Below are 17,399 nucleotides of genomic sequence, written 5' to 3'. Positions count from 1 at the left end.
TCCATGGACACCATGAAACTGCAAAAACGCGCTTCTGTCTCGGCAATGCTCGATCCCAAGATCGTCGTGCCCGCGATCCGCGCATCCTTCGCCAAGCTCGATCCGCGGCTGATGATCAAGAACCCCGTGATGTTCGTGGTCGAGATCGTGGCCGCGCTCACCACCGTGATCTTCCTGCGCGATCTCCTCACGGGTGGCGCCAACCTGGGCTTTACGTTCCAGATCATCCTCTGGCTCTGGTTCACGGTGCTGTTCGCCAATTTCGCCGAAGCCGTGGCCGAAGGCCGTGGCAAGGCGCAGGCCGATTCGCTGCGCAAGACCCGCACCGAAAGTCAGGCCAAGCTCCTGGCCGGAGCAGGCCGGGATTTCAGGCTCGTGCCGGGCACGAGCCTGAAGGTCGGCGACATCGTGCTGGTCGAGGCGGGTGATACCATTCCCTCCGACGGCGAGGTGATCGAGGGCGTCGCGTCCGTCAACGAAGCTGCCATCACCGGCGAATCCGCGCCCGTGATCCGCGAGTCCGGTGGTGACCGTTCTGCGGTGACCGGCGGCACGCAAGTGCTGTCCGACTGGATCCGCGTCCGCATCACGGCGGCGCAAGGCTCGACCTTCATCGATCGCATGATCAAGCTGGTCGAGGGCGCCGAGCGGGCGAAGACGCCGAACGAGGTCGCGCTCAATATCCTGCTGGCCGGCCTCACCATCATCTTCGTGTTCGCCACCGTCACCATTCCGAGCTACGCGGCCTATGCCGGCGGCTCGATCTCGGTGGTCGTGCTGGTCGCGCTGTTCGTGACGCTGATCCCGACCACCATCGGCGCGCTGCTGTCGGCGATCGGCATCGCCGGCATGGACCGCCTGGTGCGCTTCAACGTGCTGGCGATGTCCGGCCGTGCGGTCGAGGCCGCCGGTGACGTCGATACGCTGCTGCTCGACAAGACCGGCACCATCACGCTCGGCAACCGCCAGGCGACGGCGTTTCGTCCCGTGCGGGGCGTCAGCGAGCAGGAACTGGCGGACGCCGCCCAGCTCGCCTCGCTCGCCGATGAAACGCCAGAAGGCCGTTCCATCGTGGTGCTGGCCAAGGAGAAGTATGGCATTCGCGGCCGCGATATGGCCGAGCTTGGCGCCACCTTCATCCCGTTCACGGCGCAGACCCGCATGAGCGGCGTCGATGCCGGCGGTTCGTCGGTGCGCAAGGGCGCTGTCGACGCGATGCTCAACTATGTCGGCGGCGGCGCGCCGCTGGCCGTTGCCTCCGGCAATACGGCGCGCGCCATTCAGCCCGCCGGGCTCTCGGATATCGGTCGCGAGGTCCAGACCATCGCGGACGAAATCTCGAAGGCCGGCGGTACGCCGCTGGCCGTGGCCAAGGACGGCAGGCTGCTCGGCGTCATCCAGCTCAAGGACATCGTCAAGGGCGGTATCCGCGAGCGCTTTGCCGAGCTGCGCCGCATGGGCATCCGCACCGTCATGATCACCGGCGACAACCCGATGACGGCGGCCGCGATCGCGGCGGAAGCCGGCGTCGATGATTTCCTGGCGCAGGCGACCCCCGAGGACAAGCTCAAGCTGATCCGCGACGAGCAGGCCAAGGGTAAGCTGGTCGCCATGTGCGGCGACGGCACCAACGACGCGCCGGCGCTGGCGCAAGCCGATGTCGGTGTCGCCATGAACACCGGCACGCAGGCCGCGCGCGAGGCCGGCAACATGGTCGATCTCGATTCCAACCCGACCAAGCTGATCGAGGTGGTCGAGATCGGCAAGCAGCTGCTGATGACGCGCGGTGCGCTGACGACCTTCTCGATCGCCAACGACGTCGCAAAGTATTTTGCGATCATCCCGGCGATGTTCCTGGCGTTCTACCCACAGCTCAACGTGCTCAACGTCATGAACCTGTCGAGCCCGCAGAGCGCCATCCTGTCGGCGATTATCTTCAATGCGCTGATCATCATCGGGTTGATCCCGCTCGCATTGAAGGGCGTCGCCTATCGCGCGGTCGGGGCTGGCGCGCTGCTCCGCCGCAACCTGCTGATCTACGGCCTCGGCGGCATCGTCATTCCCTTCATCGGCATCAAGGCGATCGACCTCGTCGTTGTTGCCCTGCACCTGGCCTAACCATCGTCCCGGGGCTCGCAGCGCGCGCCCCGGCCGCGACGAAAATATTGGAGACCCAACATGCTCAGAGAAATCCGCCCCGCCATCGTCCTGTTGCTGGTGCTCACCGCCATCACGGGCCTGGCCTATCCGCTCGCCATGACCGGCATTGCCGGTGCGATCTTTCCGGCACAGGCGAAAGGCAGCCTGATCGAGAAGGACGGCAAGGTGGTCGGCTCCGCCCTGATCGGTCAGGAGTTCAAGGACGACAAATACTTCCACGGCCGTCCCTCGGCGACGCTGGCGCCGGACCCGAATGATTCGACCAAGACGGTCTCGGCGCCCTACAACGCCGCCAATTCGGGCGGCTCCAATCTCGGCCCGACCAGCAAGGTGCTGGCCGACCGGTTGAAGGAGGACGTGGACAAGCTGAAGGCCGAGAACCCCGACGCCGCCGTTCCGGTTGATCTCGTCACGACGTCGGCCAGCGGGCTCGATCCCGACATTTCCCCGGAAGCGGCGCAATTCCAGGTGCCGCGTGTGGCCAAGGCGCGGAATGTATCGGAGGACCAGCTTAGGCAGATCGTCGCCTCCAACACCCAGGGCCGTCTGCTCGGTCTGCTCGGCGAACCCCGGGTTAACGTTCTTGCTCTGAACCTCGCACTGGATCGTGCATCCGCGAAGTAGTGGTCTAGGCTCGCGGTACACGGATGATTATATTCGCAACATGGTCCGAGAGCGCCGCGATCCCGAACAACGTCCGTCTCCCGAGGCGCTGCTGGAAGCCGCGCGCCGGGAGGAGAGCGCGAGCGGCAAGCTGAAGATCTTCGTCGGCGCCGCCCCCGGCGTCGGCAAGACCTACGAGATGCTGCAGAGCGCCCACGCCAGGCGCAAGGCCGGCATCGATGTCGTGGTCGGCTTCGTCGAAACCCACGGCCGCGCCGAGACCGAGGCGCTGATGCGCGGGCTTGAAGTGGTCCCGCGCAAGCGGCTCGATCACCGCGGCCAGATTGTCGAGGAGATGGACCTCGACGCCGTGATCGCGCGGCGCCCGAAGATCGCCTTGGTCGACGAGCTCGCCCACACCAACGCGCCCCTTTGCCGCCACCCCAAGCGCTATCTCGACGTCGAGGAGCTGCTCTCCCACGGCATCGACGTCTACACCGCCGTCAACATCCAGCACATCGAGAGCCTGAACGATGTCGTCGCGCAGATCACCCATGTGCGGGTGCGCGAGACCGTGCCGGATTCGATCTTCGACCGCGCCGATGCGATCGAGCTGATCGACCTCACGCCCGACGATCTGATCCAGCGCCTGCGTGAAGGCAAGGTCTACGTCCCCAAGCAGGCCGAGCGGGCGCTCGAGCATTATTTCTCGCCGGGCAATCTGACCGCGCTGCGCGAGCTCGCGCTGCGGCGTACGGCGGAGCGGGTCGACGAGCAGCTGCTCACTCACATGCAGGCGAACGCCATCGCCGGTCCCTGGGCCGCGGGCGAGCGCATTCTCGTTTGCGTCAGCGAGGATCCGCGCGCGGCCGGGCTGGTGCGCTACACCAAGCGGCTGGCCGACCGGCTGCATGCGCCCTTTACCGCGATTTCGATCGAGACGCGGCGCTCGCTTCAGCTCTCGGACCAGGAGCGCGACCGGCTCGCCGATACGCTGCGGCTCGCGGAGTCGCTCGGCGGCGAGGCGCTGACCATTCCGGCCGTCGGCCGGCGCATCGCCGACGACGTCATCAATTTCGCGCAAGGCAACAACGTCACCCAGATCGTGATCGGCAAGTCGACGCGCTCGCGCTGGTTCGAGATGGCGCGCGGCTCGGTCGTGCATGATCTGGTGCGCCGCGCCGGCAATATCAGCGTTCACGTCATCCCCGGCGACGAGCTGACGGACGAGGCGGTGCCCAAAACGGCGGTGCAGACCGCGGCGCGATCCGAGCCGTTCAATCCGCTGCCCTATCTGAAGGCGCTCGGCATCGTGCTGGTCGGCCTCGGTGCTGCAGTGCTGCTGCAGCCACGATTCGGCATCGAGAACGTCGACCTCGTTCTGCTCACCGCGGTGGTGGCTGTCGCGGTACGCTACGGCTTGTGGCCGTCGTTGCTCGCGAGCCTCGCAGCCTCGCTCGCCTATAATTTCTTTTTCCTGCCGCCGGTCTACACTTTCACCATCACGGATCCGACCAACGTCGCGGCGTTCTTTTTCTTCATGCTGATCGCGATCCTTGTCTCGAATGTTGCCGCGCGCGTGCGCACACAGGCCGACACCGCGATCGGCCGCATCAGGACCACCGAGCAGCTCTATGCCTTCAGCCGCAAGCTCGCCGGCACCGCCACGCTCGACGACGTGCTGTGGGCCTCGGCCTATCAGATCGCGTTGATGCTGAAGGTCCGCGTGATGCTGCTGCTGCCGGAGGACGGGCTTCTGACGGTGAAATCCGGCTATCCGCCGGAGGACCAGCTCGACCAGGCCGATCTCGCCGCCGCCAACTGGGCCTGGAGTAACGATCGCTCCGCCGGCCGCGGTGCGGATACGCTGCCTGGCGCCAAGCGACTGTTCCTGCCGATGCGCACCGGGCGTGGCCCGATCGGCGTCATCGGCATCGACAACGACCGCACCGGCCCGCTGCTGACGCCGGACCAGCGCCGGCTGCTGGACGCGCTGGTGGATCAAGGAGCGCTCGCGATCGAGCGCGTGCTGCTGGTCGAGGACATGGACCGCGTCAAGCGCACGGTTGAGTCCGAACGGTTGCGCTCGGCGCTGCTGACCTCGATCTCGCACGACCTTAAGACGCCGCTCGCTTCCGTGCTGGGTGCCGCCTCGACCATGCGCGATCTCGCCGGGGCGTTGTCGGACACCGAGAAGCGCGATCTGCTCGCGACCGTGATCGACGAATCCGAACGGCTCAACCGGTTCATTGCCAATCTGCTCGACATGACCAAGCTCGAATCCGGCGCCATCGTGCCCAACACGGCGCTGCACGATCTCGGCGAGATCGTCGGCAGCGCGCTGCGGCGGGCCGCCAAGATACTGACCGGGCACAAGGTGGAGCTGGTGCTGGCCGCCGATCTGCCGATGCTCCAGCTCGATGCCGTGCTGTTCGAGCAGGTGCTGTTCAATCTGCTGGACAACGCCGCGAAATATTCGCCGGCCGACACCACGGTTTCAATCAAGAGCCAGCGCGAGCGGGATCAAGTGATGCTGCAGATCGCTGACGAAGGCGCCGGCATTCCACCCGATGAGCTCGAAAGCATCTTCGACAAGTTCTATCGCGTGCAGAAGGGCGATCACGTCCGTCCCGGCACCGGGCTTGGGCTTGCCATCTCGCGCGGCTTCGTCGAGGCGATGCGCGGCACGATCTCGGCCGCCAACCGCGGCGACCGCAGCGGCGCGATCCTCACCATCCGTCTGCCCGTTCCGGCGCAGACCAAAACATTGGATACCGCCGCATGAGTGCTGCCCCGATCAAGGTTTTGGTGATCGACGACGAGCCGCCGATCCGCAAATTGCTTCGGATGGGGCTCTCGACGCAGGGCTACGAGATTTTGGAGGCGTCGAACGGCAAGATCGCGCTGGAGAAGCTCATCGAGGATCCCGCGCTGATCATTCTCGATCTCGGCCTGCCCGACATCCAGGGCCATGAGCTGTTGCGCACCATCCGCGCCCGCAATGAAGCCGTGCCGATCGTGGTGCTGTCGAGCCGGGGCGACGAGGCCGGCAAGGTACAGGCGCTCGATCTCGGTGCCGATGATTATCTGACAAAGCCGTTCGGCATGGACGAGCTTTTGGCGCGCCTGCGCGCGGCGCTGCGGCACCAGTTGCAGGTCCAGGGCGAACGCCCGGTGTTTCGCACCGGCGATCTCTCGGTCGATCTGGTGCGTCGCATCGTCAAGATCGGCGAGCGCGACATCAAGCTGTCGCCGAAGGAGTATGACCTGCTGCGCGTGCTGGTGCAGCACGCCGGCAAGGTGCTGACCCATCGCTTTCTGCTGAAAGAACTCTGGGACGAGCTGACCGACGCGCAATATCTGCGCGTCTACGTCCGCCAGCTCCGCCAGAAGATCGAAGCCGATCCGGAGCGGCCGCAATATGTGCTGACGGAGACGGGGATCGGGTACCGGCTGAAGGCGGGGGATTAACGTTCCACAGACCTGTAGGGTGGGCAAAGGCGCAAGGCGCCGTGCCCACCATCCTCTCAATTTCGATAAAGGTGGTGGGCACGCTTCGCTTTGCCCACCCTACGATATTGAGTACCAGGCGAGCAGTCTCCTCAACCCACCTTCCTGTGCCGCGCCGTCGCCCGCTGCGTCTTTTTCGTAGCCCGCTGCCGCCCCGTCGCACGCCGCGCATGCGACTTTGCCGCCGTCTTCTTCCCGCCGCGCCCCTTCAGGCTCTGCTTCAGTGCATCCATCAGGCTGACGACGTTGCTCGGCCGTTCCTCCGGCTCGGGCAGCTCGATTGTCTTGCCGCTCGCCTTGCGCTTGACCAGCGCTTTCAGCGCGGTCTCGTACTCGTCCTTGAACTTGCTCGGGTCGAAATGGGCGGCCGTGGTGCGCAGGATGTGCCCGGCGAGCTCGACCATGTCCTTGGTGATCTTCGGGCCCTTGATGTCGTCGAAGAACTGGTCTTCGTCGCGCAGTTCGTAAGGGAAGCGCAGCGTGGTGCCGAGCAGGCCCTTGCCGAGCGGTTCGATCGCGATGATGTGCTCGCGGTTGGTCAGCACGATTTTGGCGAGCGCCACGCGGTCCTGGTCCTTCATGGCATCGCGGATCACGGCAAAAGCATCCACCGCGGCCTTGCCTTCGGGCGCGATATAATAGGGGTGGTTGAGATAGCGCTGGTCAATCTCCTCGCTCGGCACGAAGCTTTCGATATCGATGGTATGGTTGCTCTCGATCTGGACGGCTTCGAGCTCCTCCGGCTCGATCTCGACATATTTGCCCTTGCGCAGCTCATAGCCGCGGCCCTTCTGGTCGCTCTCGACGACGTCGCCGGTGTCGGCATCGACCATCTGTTGCTTGAGCCGGTTGCCGGTCTCGCGGTTGATCATGTGAAAGCGTGTCTTCTCGGCCGCCGTGGTCGCGGGGTAGAGCACGACCGGGCAGCTGACCAGCGACAGCTTCAGCGTTCCCTTCCAATAGGCGCGGGGAGCCATTCCATTCTCCAGTGATTTCAAGGCTTTTCAGGAACTCCAACCGGGCTCCGGGGTTTTGGTTCCGGCTGGGACTTTTGCCGTGATAGGCTCCCACGCCGAAAGAAATGCGGGACCGGTCGTGCTGCGAAAACTCTCCACTTACCGCGAGAAACGTGATTTCGAGAAGACACCGGAGCCGTCCGGCAAGACGGCAGTAGCGCCGTCAAAACAGCGGCGCTTCGTGATCCAGAAGCATGATGCGACTCGGCTGCATTACGATTTTCGGCTCGAATTCGACGGCGTCTTCAAGTCCTGGGCGGTGACCAAGGGCCCTTCGCTCAATCCGCACGACAAGCGGCTGGCGGTGGAGGTCGAGGACCATCCGCTCGACTATGGCGATTTCGAAGGCACGATTCCCGAGGGCCAATATGGTGGCGGCACGGTGATGCTGTGGGACCGTGGCACCTGGGACTCCGATAACCCGGAAGCCGGTTTCAAAAAGGGTGACCTCAAATTCACCCTCCACGGCGAGAAGCTGCATGGAAGCTGGGTGCTGGTGCGGATGCGGAATGACCGCACCGGGGGCAAGCGCACCAACTGGCTGCTGATCAAGCACCGCGACGAATATGCCAGCGAAAGCGAGGATATTTTGGCGGAGGACAAGTCCGTCGCGTCCGGCCGCGCCATGGAGCAGATCGCCGGCGGCAAGGGCCGCGCCCCAAAGCCGTTCATGCTGGCAAAGGGTAGGGGCAAGGCGGACGCGGTCTGGCAGTCCAACCGCGCCGAGGAGACGATGGGGCGGACCGTCAAGCCGGCGCCTCGCGTGGCCTTGAAGAATGTCAAAACCTCGAAAAAGAAGGCGACGACCGCGACCACGGCCAAGCAGGTCTCGGAGATGCCGGACTTCGTGGCGCCGCAGCTCTGCACGCCGGTCGAGCGGCCACCGGCTGCCGATGGCTGGTGTCATGAGATCAAGTTCGACGGCTACCGCGTGCAGCTGCGCGTCGAGGACGGCGAAGCGACGCTGAAGACGCGCAAGGGCCTCGACTGGACCGAGAAGTTCGCTTCGATCGCGACGGAGGCAGGCGCACTGCCAGACGCGCTGATCGACGGCGAGATCGTCGCGCTCGACCACAAAGGCGCGCCGAATTTTTCATCGCTCCAGGCCGCGCTGTCCGACGGCAAGACCGAAGACCTGATCTTCTTTGCCTTCGATCTCCTGTTCGCCGAGGGTCTCGACTATCGCCGCCTGCCGCTTGGCGAGCGCAAGGACCGTCTCAAGGAATTGCTGGAGGCACGCAAGAAGAAATCGAGCCAGATCCGCTATGTCGAGCATTTCGTAAGCAGCGGCGATGCGGTGCTGCAATCGGCCTGCAAGCTCGAGCTGGAAGGCATCGTGTCGAAGAAGCTCGACGCGCCCTATCGCTCCGGCCGCACCGAGAGCTGGACAAAAGCAAAGTGTCGCGCCGGGCATGAGGTGGTGATCGGCGGCTGGAAGACGACGGCGGGGAAATTTCGCTCGCTGATGGCGGGCGTCTATCGCGGCGATCATCTTGCCTATGTCGGCATCGTCGGAACCGGCTTTGGCGTCGACAAGGTCAAGCGCATCATGCCGTTCCTGAAAGAGGCCGCAGCGAGCGAAAGCCCCTTCGGCGGCAAGAACGCGCCGAAGAAGACGCGCGACGTGCACTGGGTCAAGCCGGAGCTGGTCGCCGAAATCGAATTCGCCGGCTTCACCGCCGACGGCAATATTCGCCAGGCCGCCTTCAAGGGCCTGCGGCAGGATAAGCCGGCCGAGGAGGTCGAGGCGGAAACGCCTGTTGATACCGAGCTCGCGCAGCCTTCTGCCAGAAAGCGCGTTGTGGCGAAGCCTGCCAAACCGAATGGCACCGCCGAGGTGATGGGCGTCGTCATCTCGAAGCCGGAGAAGGAGCTATGGCCCGACGGCGAGGGCGTCACAAAGCTCGATCTCGCGCGCTATTTCGAGGCCGTCGGCCCCCGGATGATCGAACACATTAAGGGCCGCCCTTGTTCGATCCTGCGCGCGCCCGACGGCATCAATGGCGAAAAATTCTTCCAGCGGCATGCCATGCAGGGCACGTCGAACCTGCTCGAGCTCGCAAAGGTGTCCGGCGATCGCAAGCCGTATTTGCAGATCGATCGCGTCGAGGGGCTTGCCGCGGTCGCGCAGATCGGCGGCGTCGAGCTGCATCCCTGGAATTGCGCGCCGGATGCCTATGACACTCCGGGCCGCCTGGTGTTCGACCTCGACCCGGCGCCGGACGTCAAATTTGCCGATGTCGTCGAGGCCGCCAAGGAAATGCGGCGGCGCCTCACCGACGTCGGCATGGAGAGCTTTTGCAAGACCACCGGCGGCAAGGGCCTGCACGTCGTGGTGCCGCTGCTCCACGGCGCGCGCGACAGGGTGAGCTGGAAGGAGGCCAAGGCGTTCGCACAAGGCGTCTGCCAGTGGATGGCCGATGACGATCCCGACCGCTATCTGCTTAACATGTCGAAGAAGCTGCGCAACGGAAAAATCTTTCTCGACTATCTGCGCAACGATCGTCTGTCCACGGCCGTGGCGCCGCTATCGCCGCGTGCACGCGATGGCGCGACCGTATCGATGCCGTTGATCTGGGCGCAGGTGAAGGGCGATCTCGATCCGAAGAAATTCACGGTGCGGACGGTGCCGGGCCTGCTGGCGCGTTCGAAGGCGTGGGAAGGCTATGACGATGCGGCCGCGTCGATCAAGGCGGCGATCAAGAAGCTGGCCGGGAAAAGAAGTAGGGTGGGTTAGCGAAGCGTAACCCACCTCTTCTGTTGACGCGGAAAGAAAAGAGGTGGGTTACGCCTTGCGGCTAACCCACCCTACGAGATCTCGTGGCTAGATCCGTCCCAGCAACAGCAAGATCAGCAGAATCACGATGACGAGTCCGAGGCCGCCGCCGCCGTAATAGCCGGTGCCGTAGAACGGACCGCCGCCGACGCCGCTGAAGCCACCGAGCAAGGCGATGACCAAGATGATCAGAATGATCGTACCGATAGACATGCTAGTCTCCTCCAGCCCTTCGTTGAAAGGGTCGTTTGCACCTGTCCCGTTGTGCGGAGGCAACTTGCCGCAGGTTTTATAGTTCCAACTTTGAAACACCGGTTGCACATCCAACTTGCATGGAACCTTTGCGCGTTGTGCCGGCATGACTATGTGAGGATCAGTCACCACAGGGGCATGGCCATGTCAGCACCGCTTGTCGTCTCCATTCCGCATCGCCTCGGCCGCGAGGAAGCCGCGCGCCGCCTCAAGACCGGGCTCGGCCGCGCCGCGACGAGTATTCCCGTGATGCAGGTCGAGGAGGAGCACTGGAGCGGCGACACCATGGCCTTTCGCATCCGCGCGCTCGGGCAGATCGCGACCGGGCAGGTCGACGTTGCCGACGACCACGTCAAGGTCGAGGTTGTGCTGCCGTGGCTGTTGCAGCGCTTTGCCGAGATGGCGCAGGCGACCATCCGCAAGCGCGGACAATTGCTGCTGACCAAGGACGAGGGAAAATAGGCGTCAGGCGCGCGCGGGTTTCCGCGCATGTCTGATGGCGCTTGCTGCGCGGGCCTCGATGACGGCCGCAGGAAAATCACGGAAAGCTTGCGCGAGCGGCAATTCGTTGCCCGCAAGACCTGGCGCGGTGTAGCCGCTGATGTCGACGGTTGCGTCAAAGCCTTCGAGCGTGGGCCATTCCCGCCCCGCTTGTGTGAAGGGCGCGAACTGGCGTCCGACCACGACGATCGCGGTCGCACGCCCATGCCGGCGCGAGAAGGCGATGACGTGGTCGGCGTGCGCGCCGCGGACGACGAGCGGCTGATAATCTCCCTGCGCGAAGACGTCGGCGAGTTCGTTGCGCAGCTTGAGCAGCCGGCGCGTCCAGGCGAGCTTGAGCTGCCCGTCCGGCCAGCTCTTGGTCAGTCCACTCCAGTCCGGCACTTCCAACGAACCCAGCGCCGCCTGCCGTGCAGCAAAATCCACCAGGCGCCGGTTGTCGGGGTCGACCAGCGACAGGTCCCAGTATTCGGTGCCCTGGTAGAAATCGGGCACGCCCGGCAGCGTCGCCTTGAGCGTGAGCTGGCTCAGGGAGTTCAGCGCGCCGAGCAGCGCGACGCGGCGGGCGAGGGTTTGCAGCGCCTGCAGGAATTCGCCTGACAGCGCGCGATCCAGGATCTTCTCGATGAAGTCTCTTACGCCGGTCTCGTACGCCTCGTGCGGATTGAGCCAGCTCGTCTCTTCCTTGCCTTCGCGCGCAGCCTTGAGCGCATAGGCTTGGATGCGCTCGACGAAGCCGGCATCCCTCCCCTCGAGAGGCCAGGCGCCGAGCAGGGTTTGGTAGAGCATGTATTCGAATGTCGCCGACGGCGCGCGCAGATTGCCGTGCAGCGCGAGGTGCGGCGCGTTCAGGACCTTCCAGCGCGAAACCGCGCTGGTCCATTCGCCGGGAATTTCGCTGAGCGCCGCGACCCGCGCCCGCGCATCCTCGCCGCGCTTGGTGTCGTGGGTGGCGGTCGCCGTCATCCCCTGCGGCCATTCCCTGGCGCGGGCCCGCATCGCCTCGTGGAACGCGGGAATGGTGAGGCCGTGGCTTGCGGGATCGCCGCCGACCTCGTTCAGCGCGAGCAGCCGGTGGAATTGATAGAACGCCGTGTCCTCCAGCGACTTCGCCATCATCGGCCCGGTGAACTGCTGCACCTTCAGCGCAAAACGGCGCACGCGCGGGGCGCTGTGCGGCGGGCGGCCGGGCTTGAGCAGGTCCATGGTCAGCGCATCGCGCAGGAAGTCGAAAATGCCTTCGTCGGCAGCGAACCATTCGGCGCGGGCGTGCGCGATGGTGTCGTCGATCAGTTTTCGGTCGAGCGCGGTCGGGCCGCTATGCGTCAAATAGGTGCGATAGACCGGGAAATGCAGCACGTACAATTCCAGCGCCTGCCGCAGGCTGTCGGCGGAGAAATCGCGGGTCGAGTAGTGCCCGTTGGCGATACGCGCGAGCAAGCGCGTCAGCACGGTGAATTCGCTGGTCAGCAGCGTCTCCAGCACGCGCCGCTTGGCGTCCTTGACGTAAGGGGCGAGCCGGGGTGGCCGGTTGCTGATCTGCCGCCAGGTCTCGTCCAGCGCCTCCAGCCCCTTGGCGTCGACCAGCACCTGGGTGATGACGTTCATCCACTCGTAACCAGTGGTGCCCTGGATGCCGGCGAAGTGCGGCAGTTTCTCGTGCTCGCACAGGATCTTTTCGATCACCGTGTAGAACGGTTTTGTGTTGCCTTGCGCGTCGCGCACAAGGCGGCGCAGCCGCTGGCAATATTGTGCGGGATCGCGCAGGCCGTCGATATGGTCGAGGCGGATGCCCTGCAGCCTGCCGTCTGCGACGAGCTGCTTCACCAGCCGGTGCGTGGCGGCAAATGTGCTCGCGTCTTCGACGCGCAGGCCGGCGAGCCCGTTGACGTCGAAGAAGCGGCGATAGTTGATGTCGCTGGAGGCAAGCCGCCAATGGCCGAGCTTGTAGTTCTGCCGCTCCAGCAGATGATGCAGCGCCAGCGTCTGCGCCGGGCGATCTTTTCCTGAGCGATAGGCGTCAAGGCCGCGCGCGATAATATCTGCGCTGCCTGCGATCTCTTTGAGCTCGGCCTTGAAGCCGGGCGCTTCCTTGCGGTTAGGACGCCGCAATCCCGTGTAGCGCGCGGCGAGCGAGAGCAGGCGTTTGCCGGCCTCCGTCTCGGCAGCGTCCGCTTCCTTCACGCTCATTCGCAGCAGCTCGCCATAGCGCTCCGGCGCGATCGGCAGGCGATGCTCGAAATACCAGGCGGAAAAACTGCCCTCATCGGGATCATACCGCAGCGCGATGTCGCCGCGCTCCAGCGCCTCGCCATAGGATGAGCCGAGGATCGGCAGCAGCACGCCGCCGCGGGCGCGGTGGGGCAGCAGATCCCAGTCGATATCGAAGGCGAGCGCGTGCGGTGAGGTCTGGCCCCATTCCAGCACGTCCAGCCACCAGGGATTGTCGGCAAAGTGCACGCCGACATGGTTCGGCACGAAGTCGATGATGAGGCCGAGGTCGTGTTGCTTGAGCGCATCGCTCAGCCGCGCAAAGCCGGCCTCGCCGCCGAGCTCGGGATTGAACTGGCTGTGATCGACGGTGTCGTAGCCGTGGGTCGAGCCCTTGCGCGCCTTCATCACCGGCGAGGCGTAGAGGTGCGTGATCCCGAGCGCGTTGAGATAAGGCACCACGGCGGCAGCCTTGTCGAAGTCGAAATCCGCAGTGAGTTGAAGCCGGTAAGTCGCGAGCGGAATCGCGGAAGGCATATCAACCTCCGAGATGCCAGACCACCGACCAGGGCGTGAGCCGATTGCCACTTGCGGTGCCCCAGAGCGGCGCGCCTGCATTTTCGCTGGAATACGTGTTGTCCTTGTCCGACAGATTGGCAGTCAGGCGCAGCGTCGCGCCGTCACCCATGCGCCAGTGCGCGGTGAGCAGGCCGCTGTCGGCCGCCTCGGCATCGCCGAAGCTCGCCCCTTTCAGCCGCGGCATGATCTCCTTGCCCCGAAGCGTGAGCAGCTCGCGCACCAGCGCAAGCCGCTTGTCCTGCCCTGGGGTGCGCCCAGTCCAGTCGAGCACGGCCGATTGCGGCGTGGCCGGATCGAGCGGGTCGGGCACCTCGTCGCCATACTTCTCGTAGGCCCAGGCATATTCCTGCTTGCGTCCCTTGCGCACGGCGTCGGCAAGTCCGCCCTGGAAATCGCAGAAGAACGGGAAGGGGATTTTTGAGCCCCATTCCTCACCCTGAAACAGCATCGGCACCATCGGCGCGAGCAGCGTCACCGCAAGTGCAGCCTCGATCTGCTGTGGCGATGCCAGGCTCTCGAGCCGGTCGCCGAGCGGACGGTTGCCGATCTGGTCGTGGTTTTGCAGGAAGTTGACGAAGGTGGCCGGCGGCAGCTCGCCGCTCGCCTCACCGCGCGGCTTCTTGCCCCAGAATTCCGAGATCTCGCCCTGGTAGACGAAGCCGGAGGCGAGCGCGCGCGCCAGGTCCATGCGTGGCGTCTGATAGTCCGCGTAATAGCCGGCGAGTTCGCCGGTCAGCATCACATGCCAGGCGTGGTGGTAGTCATCGTTCCACTGCGCGCGATATTTGCCGTTTGGCGGCTCCTGCGCGGCGTCGAGCAGGCTCGCGCGGTTGTCGCCATTCTCCAGCACGAGATGGATATGCCGGCTGGTGGCCTTGGCGAGCTCACCAGTGGCGGCACTGAGATCCTGCAGCATCGACTGCTCGCCGGGGATCGCCATGATGTGGTTGGCGGCATCCAGCCTCAACCCGTCGAAGCGATAGTCGGTGAGCCACGACAACGCATTCTCGACCGCGAACGCCCGCACCTGCGGCACGCGGTAGTCGATCGCGCTGCCCCAGGGGGTGTGCGCGTCGGTGAAGAAGGTCGGCGCATAGCGGCCGAGATAATTTCCTTCGGGGCCGAAATGATTGTAGACGACGTCCAAAAACACCATCAGCCCGCGGAGATGGGCCTCGTCGATCAGCGTCTTCAACTCTTCCGGGCGGCCATAGGCGCTGTCCGGCGCATACCAGAGCACGCCGTCATAGCCCCAGCCGCGGCGCCCGGCAAAATCGGCCAGTGGCATCAGCTCCAGCGCGGTGATGCCGGTCGCGACGAGATGATCGAGCTTGTCGATCATGGCGCGGTAGGTGCCATCGCGCGTGAAGGTGCCGACATGGGTCTCGATCAACACGGTCTCTTCCCAGGGGCGACCGCGCCATTGCTTCGCGCGCCACGCAAAGGAATCGTGGTCGATCACTTCGCTCGGGCCGGACACGTCCTCGGGCTGGAACGCCGACGCGGGATCAGGCACGTCGGTCTCATCGTCGATCCGAAACTTGTAGGTGCTGCCGACGGGCAGGCCGGCGATCTCGGCGACATACCAGCCATCCTGCCGGCGCTGCATGGCGTGTCGTCGGTCGAGCAGGAGATCGACGCGACGCGCACCAGGCGCCCACAAACGGAACGAGACGCCGTCCTTGACCGGCTTCGCCCCGAACGATGGCCTCATAGCGCCCCCGCGAAGGCGAGCACGGAACGCGGCGGCGCCTTGCTGTCGCTTCCGGGCAGGAAATCAACGCTGTTCAGCTTGGCATCCGTCGTGTTCAGGATCTGCTGCCAGCTCTTGTATTCGGGCATTTTTGGCAATTTGAATGCGATCTCTTCGGGGGCGGCGTTCAATACGATAAAGATTGCGGCGCTGCCCGGTTCCATCGGACCCATCACATAAGAGAGGAACCGCCCATCGGGAAATGTCCAGTCGCTCTCCGTCATCTCGTCACCGGCGGGCGTCAGCCACAGCGCGCCGTAGGAGATGCCGTCCTTCGGCCGGCCATCGAGCCAGCGATGGCTGCGAAGCTGCGAGAAGCGGCGGCGGATGTCGGCGAGACCTGAGACGAAATCGACCATGTCGTCGCCGTCCTTGCCGAGATTATCCCAGCCGACCCAGCCCACCTCGTTGTCCTGGCAATAGGCGTTGTTGTTGCCTGACTGCGTATTGCCGACCTCGTCGCCGGCGAGGATCAGCGGAATGCCCTGTGCCAGCATCAGGCAGGCCAGCACGTTCTTGCGAAGCTGCCGCCGCAGCGCGAGGATATTGGGATCGTCGGTCGGGCCTTCGACACCGCAATTGTTGCTGTGGTTGTCGCTGGAGCCGTCGCGATTGTCCTCGCCATTGGCCTCGTTGTGCTTCTCGTTGTAGCTGAAGAGATCGGCGAGCGTGAAACCGTCATGCACCGTGATGTGGTTGATGCTGGCGCGCGGCCGCCGTCCGTCATGGTTGAACAAATCGGAGGACGCCGTCATGCGGCTGGAGATGTCGCCGATCAGGCTGCCTTCGCCGCTCCAGTAGCGGCGCATGGCGCTGCGATAGCGATCGTTCCACTCCGACCATTGCGAGGGGAATGCGCCGACCTGATAGCCGCCGAGGCCGAGGTCCCAGGGCTCGGCAACGAGCTTGACGGTGGCGAGCACCGGGTCCTGCCGGATCGCCGTGAGAAACGAGATGCCGCGGTCATAGCCGTTCGGTCCGCGTGCGAGCGTGGTGGCGAGGTCGAAGCGGAAGCCGTCGACATGGCAAACCTCGACCCAGTAGCGCAGTGAATCCATCACCATTTGCAGCACACGCGGATGGGTGAGGTTTACCGACGAGCCGCAGCCGGTGAAGTCGTCGTAGTAGCGCGGGTTCTCGCGGTTGAGCCAATAGTAGGAGGCGTTGTCGATGCCGCGATAGCACAGCGTCGGTCCGAGATGGTTGCCCTCGGCAGTATGGTTGTAGACGACGTCGAGCATCACCTCGATGCCGGCATCGTGCAGGCGTGCCACCGTGGTGCGAAAGGAGTCGAGAGCGTTGTCCTGGGCGTAGCGCTGCTCCGGCGCGAAGAAGGACAGCGTGTTGTAGCCCCAGTAATTGGCGAGCTTCTTCTCCACCAGCATGCGGTCGTCGACGAAGGCGTGGATCGGCAACAGCTCGACCGTGGTGACGCCGAGCTTCTTCAAATGCTCGATCATCGCGGGCGAGGACAGCCCGCCATAGGTGCCGCGCAAATTCGGCGGTACGTCATCGCGCTTCTGCGTCAGGCCCTTGACGTGGGCCTCGTAGATGATGGTGTCTTCCCAGGGAATGTTGGGGCGGATCTCGCGGCGGCCCCAATTAAAAGTCTCGTCGACGACGACGCCCTTGGGCATGCCGCGGGCGTTGTCGCGGCGATCAAAAGACAGATCCTCGCGCGCGCTGCCGGTGCGATAGGCGAAATGCGCATCGCTCCAGACCAACCGTCCGGCGAGCCGCTTGGCATAGGGGTCGAGCAGCAGCTTGTTGGCGTTGAAGCGATGGCCGTGCTCCGGTTCATAGGGGCCGTGCACGCGGTAGCCGTAGAGCTGGCCCGGCGAGACGTCGTTGAGATAGCCGTGCCAGACGTCCTCGGTACGCTCCGGCAATTCGATGCGCTCCAGCTCGCGGCGGCCCTGGGGGTCGAACAGGCAGAGCTCGACCTTCTGCGCGTTGGCGGAGAACAGCGCGAAATTGGTGCCGCGTCCGTCCCAGCTTGCGCCGAGGCGTGCGTGCGATCCAGCAGTCAGGCGCATCG

11 protein-coding genes are annotated in these 17,399 nt (G+C 64.7%); 6 read left to right on the top strand and 5 right to left on the bottom strand.

Features of this window, described 5'->3' with window-relative positions:
- The first annotated feature begins 3 nt into the window (after positions 1-3).
- From kdpB to V1280_RS20260, 4 genes are read left to right on the top strand one after another with little or no spacing between them, the layout of a single operon-like run.
- Positions 4-2,118 (top strand): potassium-transporting ATPase subunit KdpB, encoded by a 2,115-nt coding sequence (gene kdpB / locus V1280_RS20275; protein ID WP_334527846.1) that lies wholly within the window; start codon positions 4-6, stop codon positions 2,116-2,118.
- A 60-nt stretch (positions 2,119-2,178) separates the two neighbouring features.
- Complete coding sequence (locus V1280_RS20270; RefSeq protein ID WP_334527843.1) at positions 2,179-2,784, top strand: K(+)-transporting ATPase subunit C; 606 nt, start codon at positions 2,179-2,181, stop codon at positions 2,782-2,784.
- Positions 2,785-2,824: 40 nt separating this feature from the next.
- Complete coding sequence (locus V1280_RS20265) at positions 2,825-5,548, top strand: sensor histidine kinase KdpD (RefSeq protein WP_334527840.1); 2,724 nt, start codon at positions 2,825-2,827, stop codon at positions 5,546-5,548.
- A complete protein-coding gene (locus V1280_RS20260) occupies positions 5,545-6,234 on the top strand; it encodes a response regulator (protein WP_148772832.1) in 690 nt (229 codons plus the stop codon). The genes V1280_RS20265 and V1280_RS20260 overlap by 4 nt, the downstream gene beginning before the upstream one ends.
- A 131-nt stretch (positions 6,235-6,365) precedes the next feature.
- Here the strand turns inward: V1280_RS20260 and ku are convergent, their stop codons facing one another.
- Entirely contained in the window at positions 6,366-7,250 is an 885-nt protein-coding gene (ku, locus tag V1280_RS20255) for a non-homologous end joining protein Ku (protein ID WP_334527835.1), read from the bottom strand.
- A gap of 118 nt (positions 7,251-7,368) precedes the next feature.
- Here ku and ligD point away from each other — a divergent pair, with 118 nt between their 5' ends.
- A complete protein-coding gene (ligD, locus tag V1280_RS20250; RefSeq protein ID WP_334538367.1) occupies positions 7,369-10,026 on the top strand; it encodes a DNA ligase D in 2,658 nt (885 codons plus the stop codon).
- 87 nt (positions 10,027-10,113) lie between these two features.
- On the opposite strand, the gene V1280_RS20245 is transcribed toward ligD, so the two are convergent.
- Positions 10,114-10,278, bottom strand: a complete 165-nt coding sequence (locus V1280_RS20245) for a DUF3309 family protein (protein WP_092021464.1) — start codon at positions 10,276-10,278, stop codon at positions 10,114-10,116.
- Positions 10,279-10,461: 183 nt separating this feature from the next.
- Here V1280_RS20245 and V1280_RS20240 point away from each other — a divergent pair, with 183 nt between their 5' ends.
- Positions 10,462-10,779, top strand: coding sequence for a polyhydroxyalkanoic acid system family protein (locus tag V1280_RS20240; RefSeq protein ID WP_334527831.1), 318 nt, complete (start codon positions 10,462-10,464; stop codon positions 10,777-10,779).
- A 3-nt stretch (positions 10,780-10,782) separates the two neighbouring features.
- Here V1280_RS20240 and treY read toward each other — a convergent pair whose 3' ends face one another.
- The 3 genes from treY to glgX are packed head-to-tail and all read right to left on the bottom strand — an operon-like array spanning position 10,783 to position 17,397.
- Complete coding sequence (treY, locus tag V1280_RS20235) at positions 10,783-13,566, bottom strand: malto-oligosyltrehalose synthase (protein ID WP_334527828.1); 2,784 nt, start codon at positions 13,564-13,566, stop codon at positions 10,783-10,785.
- A gap of 1 nt (position 13,567) precedes the next feature.
- Positions 13,568-15,322: a malto-oligosyltrehalose trehalohydrolase gene (treZ, locus tag V1280_RS20230; protein ID WP_334527825.1), complete on the bottom strand. Its 1,755-nt coding sequence runs from the start codon at positions 15,320-15,322 to the stop codon at positions 13,568-13,570.
- The gene (gene glgX, locus V1280_RS20225; protein ID WP_334527822.1) at positions 15,319-17,397 is read right to left on the bottom strand and encodes a glycogen debranching protein GlgX; all 2,079 of its coding nucleotides are present in this window, start codon (positions 17,395-17,397) and stop codon (positions 15,319-15,321) included. The genes treZ and glgX overlap by 4 nt, the downstream gene beginning before the upstream one ends.
- Positions 17,398-17,399: the final 2 nt, after the last annotated feature.

It is taken from the genome of Bradyrhizobium sp. AZCC 2230, assembly GCF_036924495.1.
GTDB lineage: Bacteria > Pseudomonadota > Alphaproteobacteria > Rhizobiales > Xanthobacteraceae > Bradyrhizobium > Bradyrhizobium rifense.
Note: the sequence above shows the minus strand (reverse complement) of the source record. Positions and strands in the feature narration are given on the sequence as shown.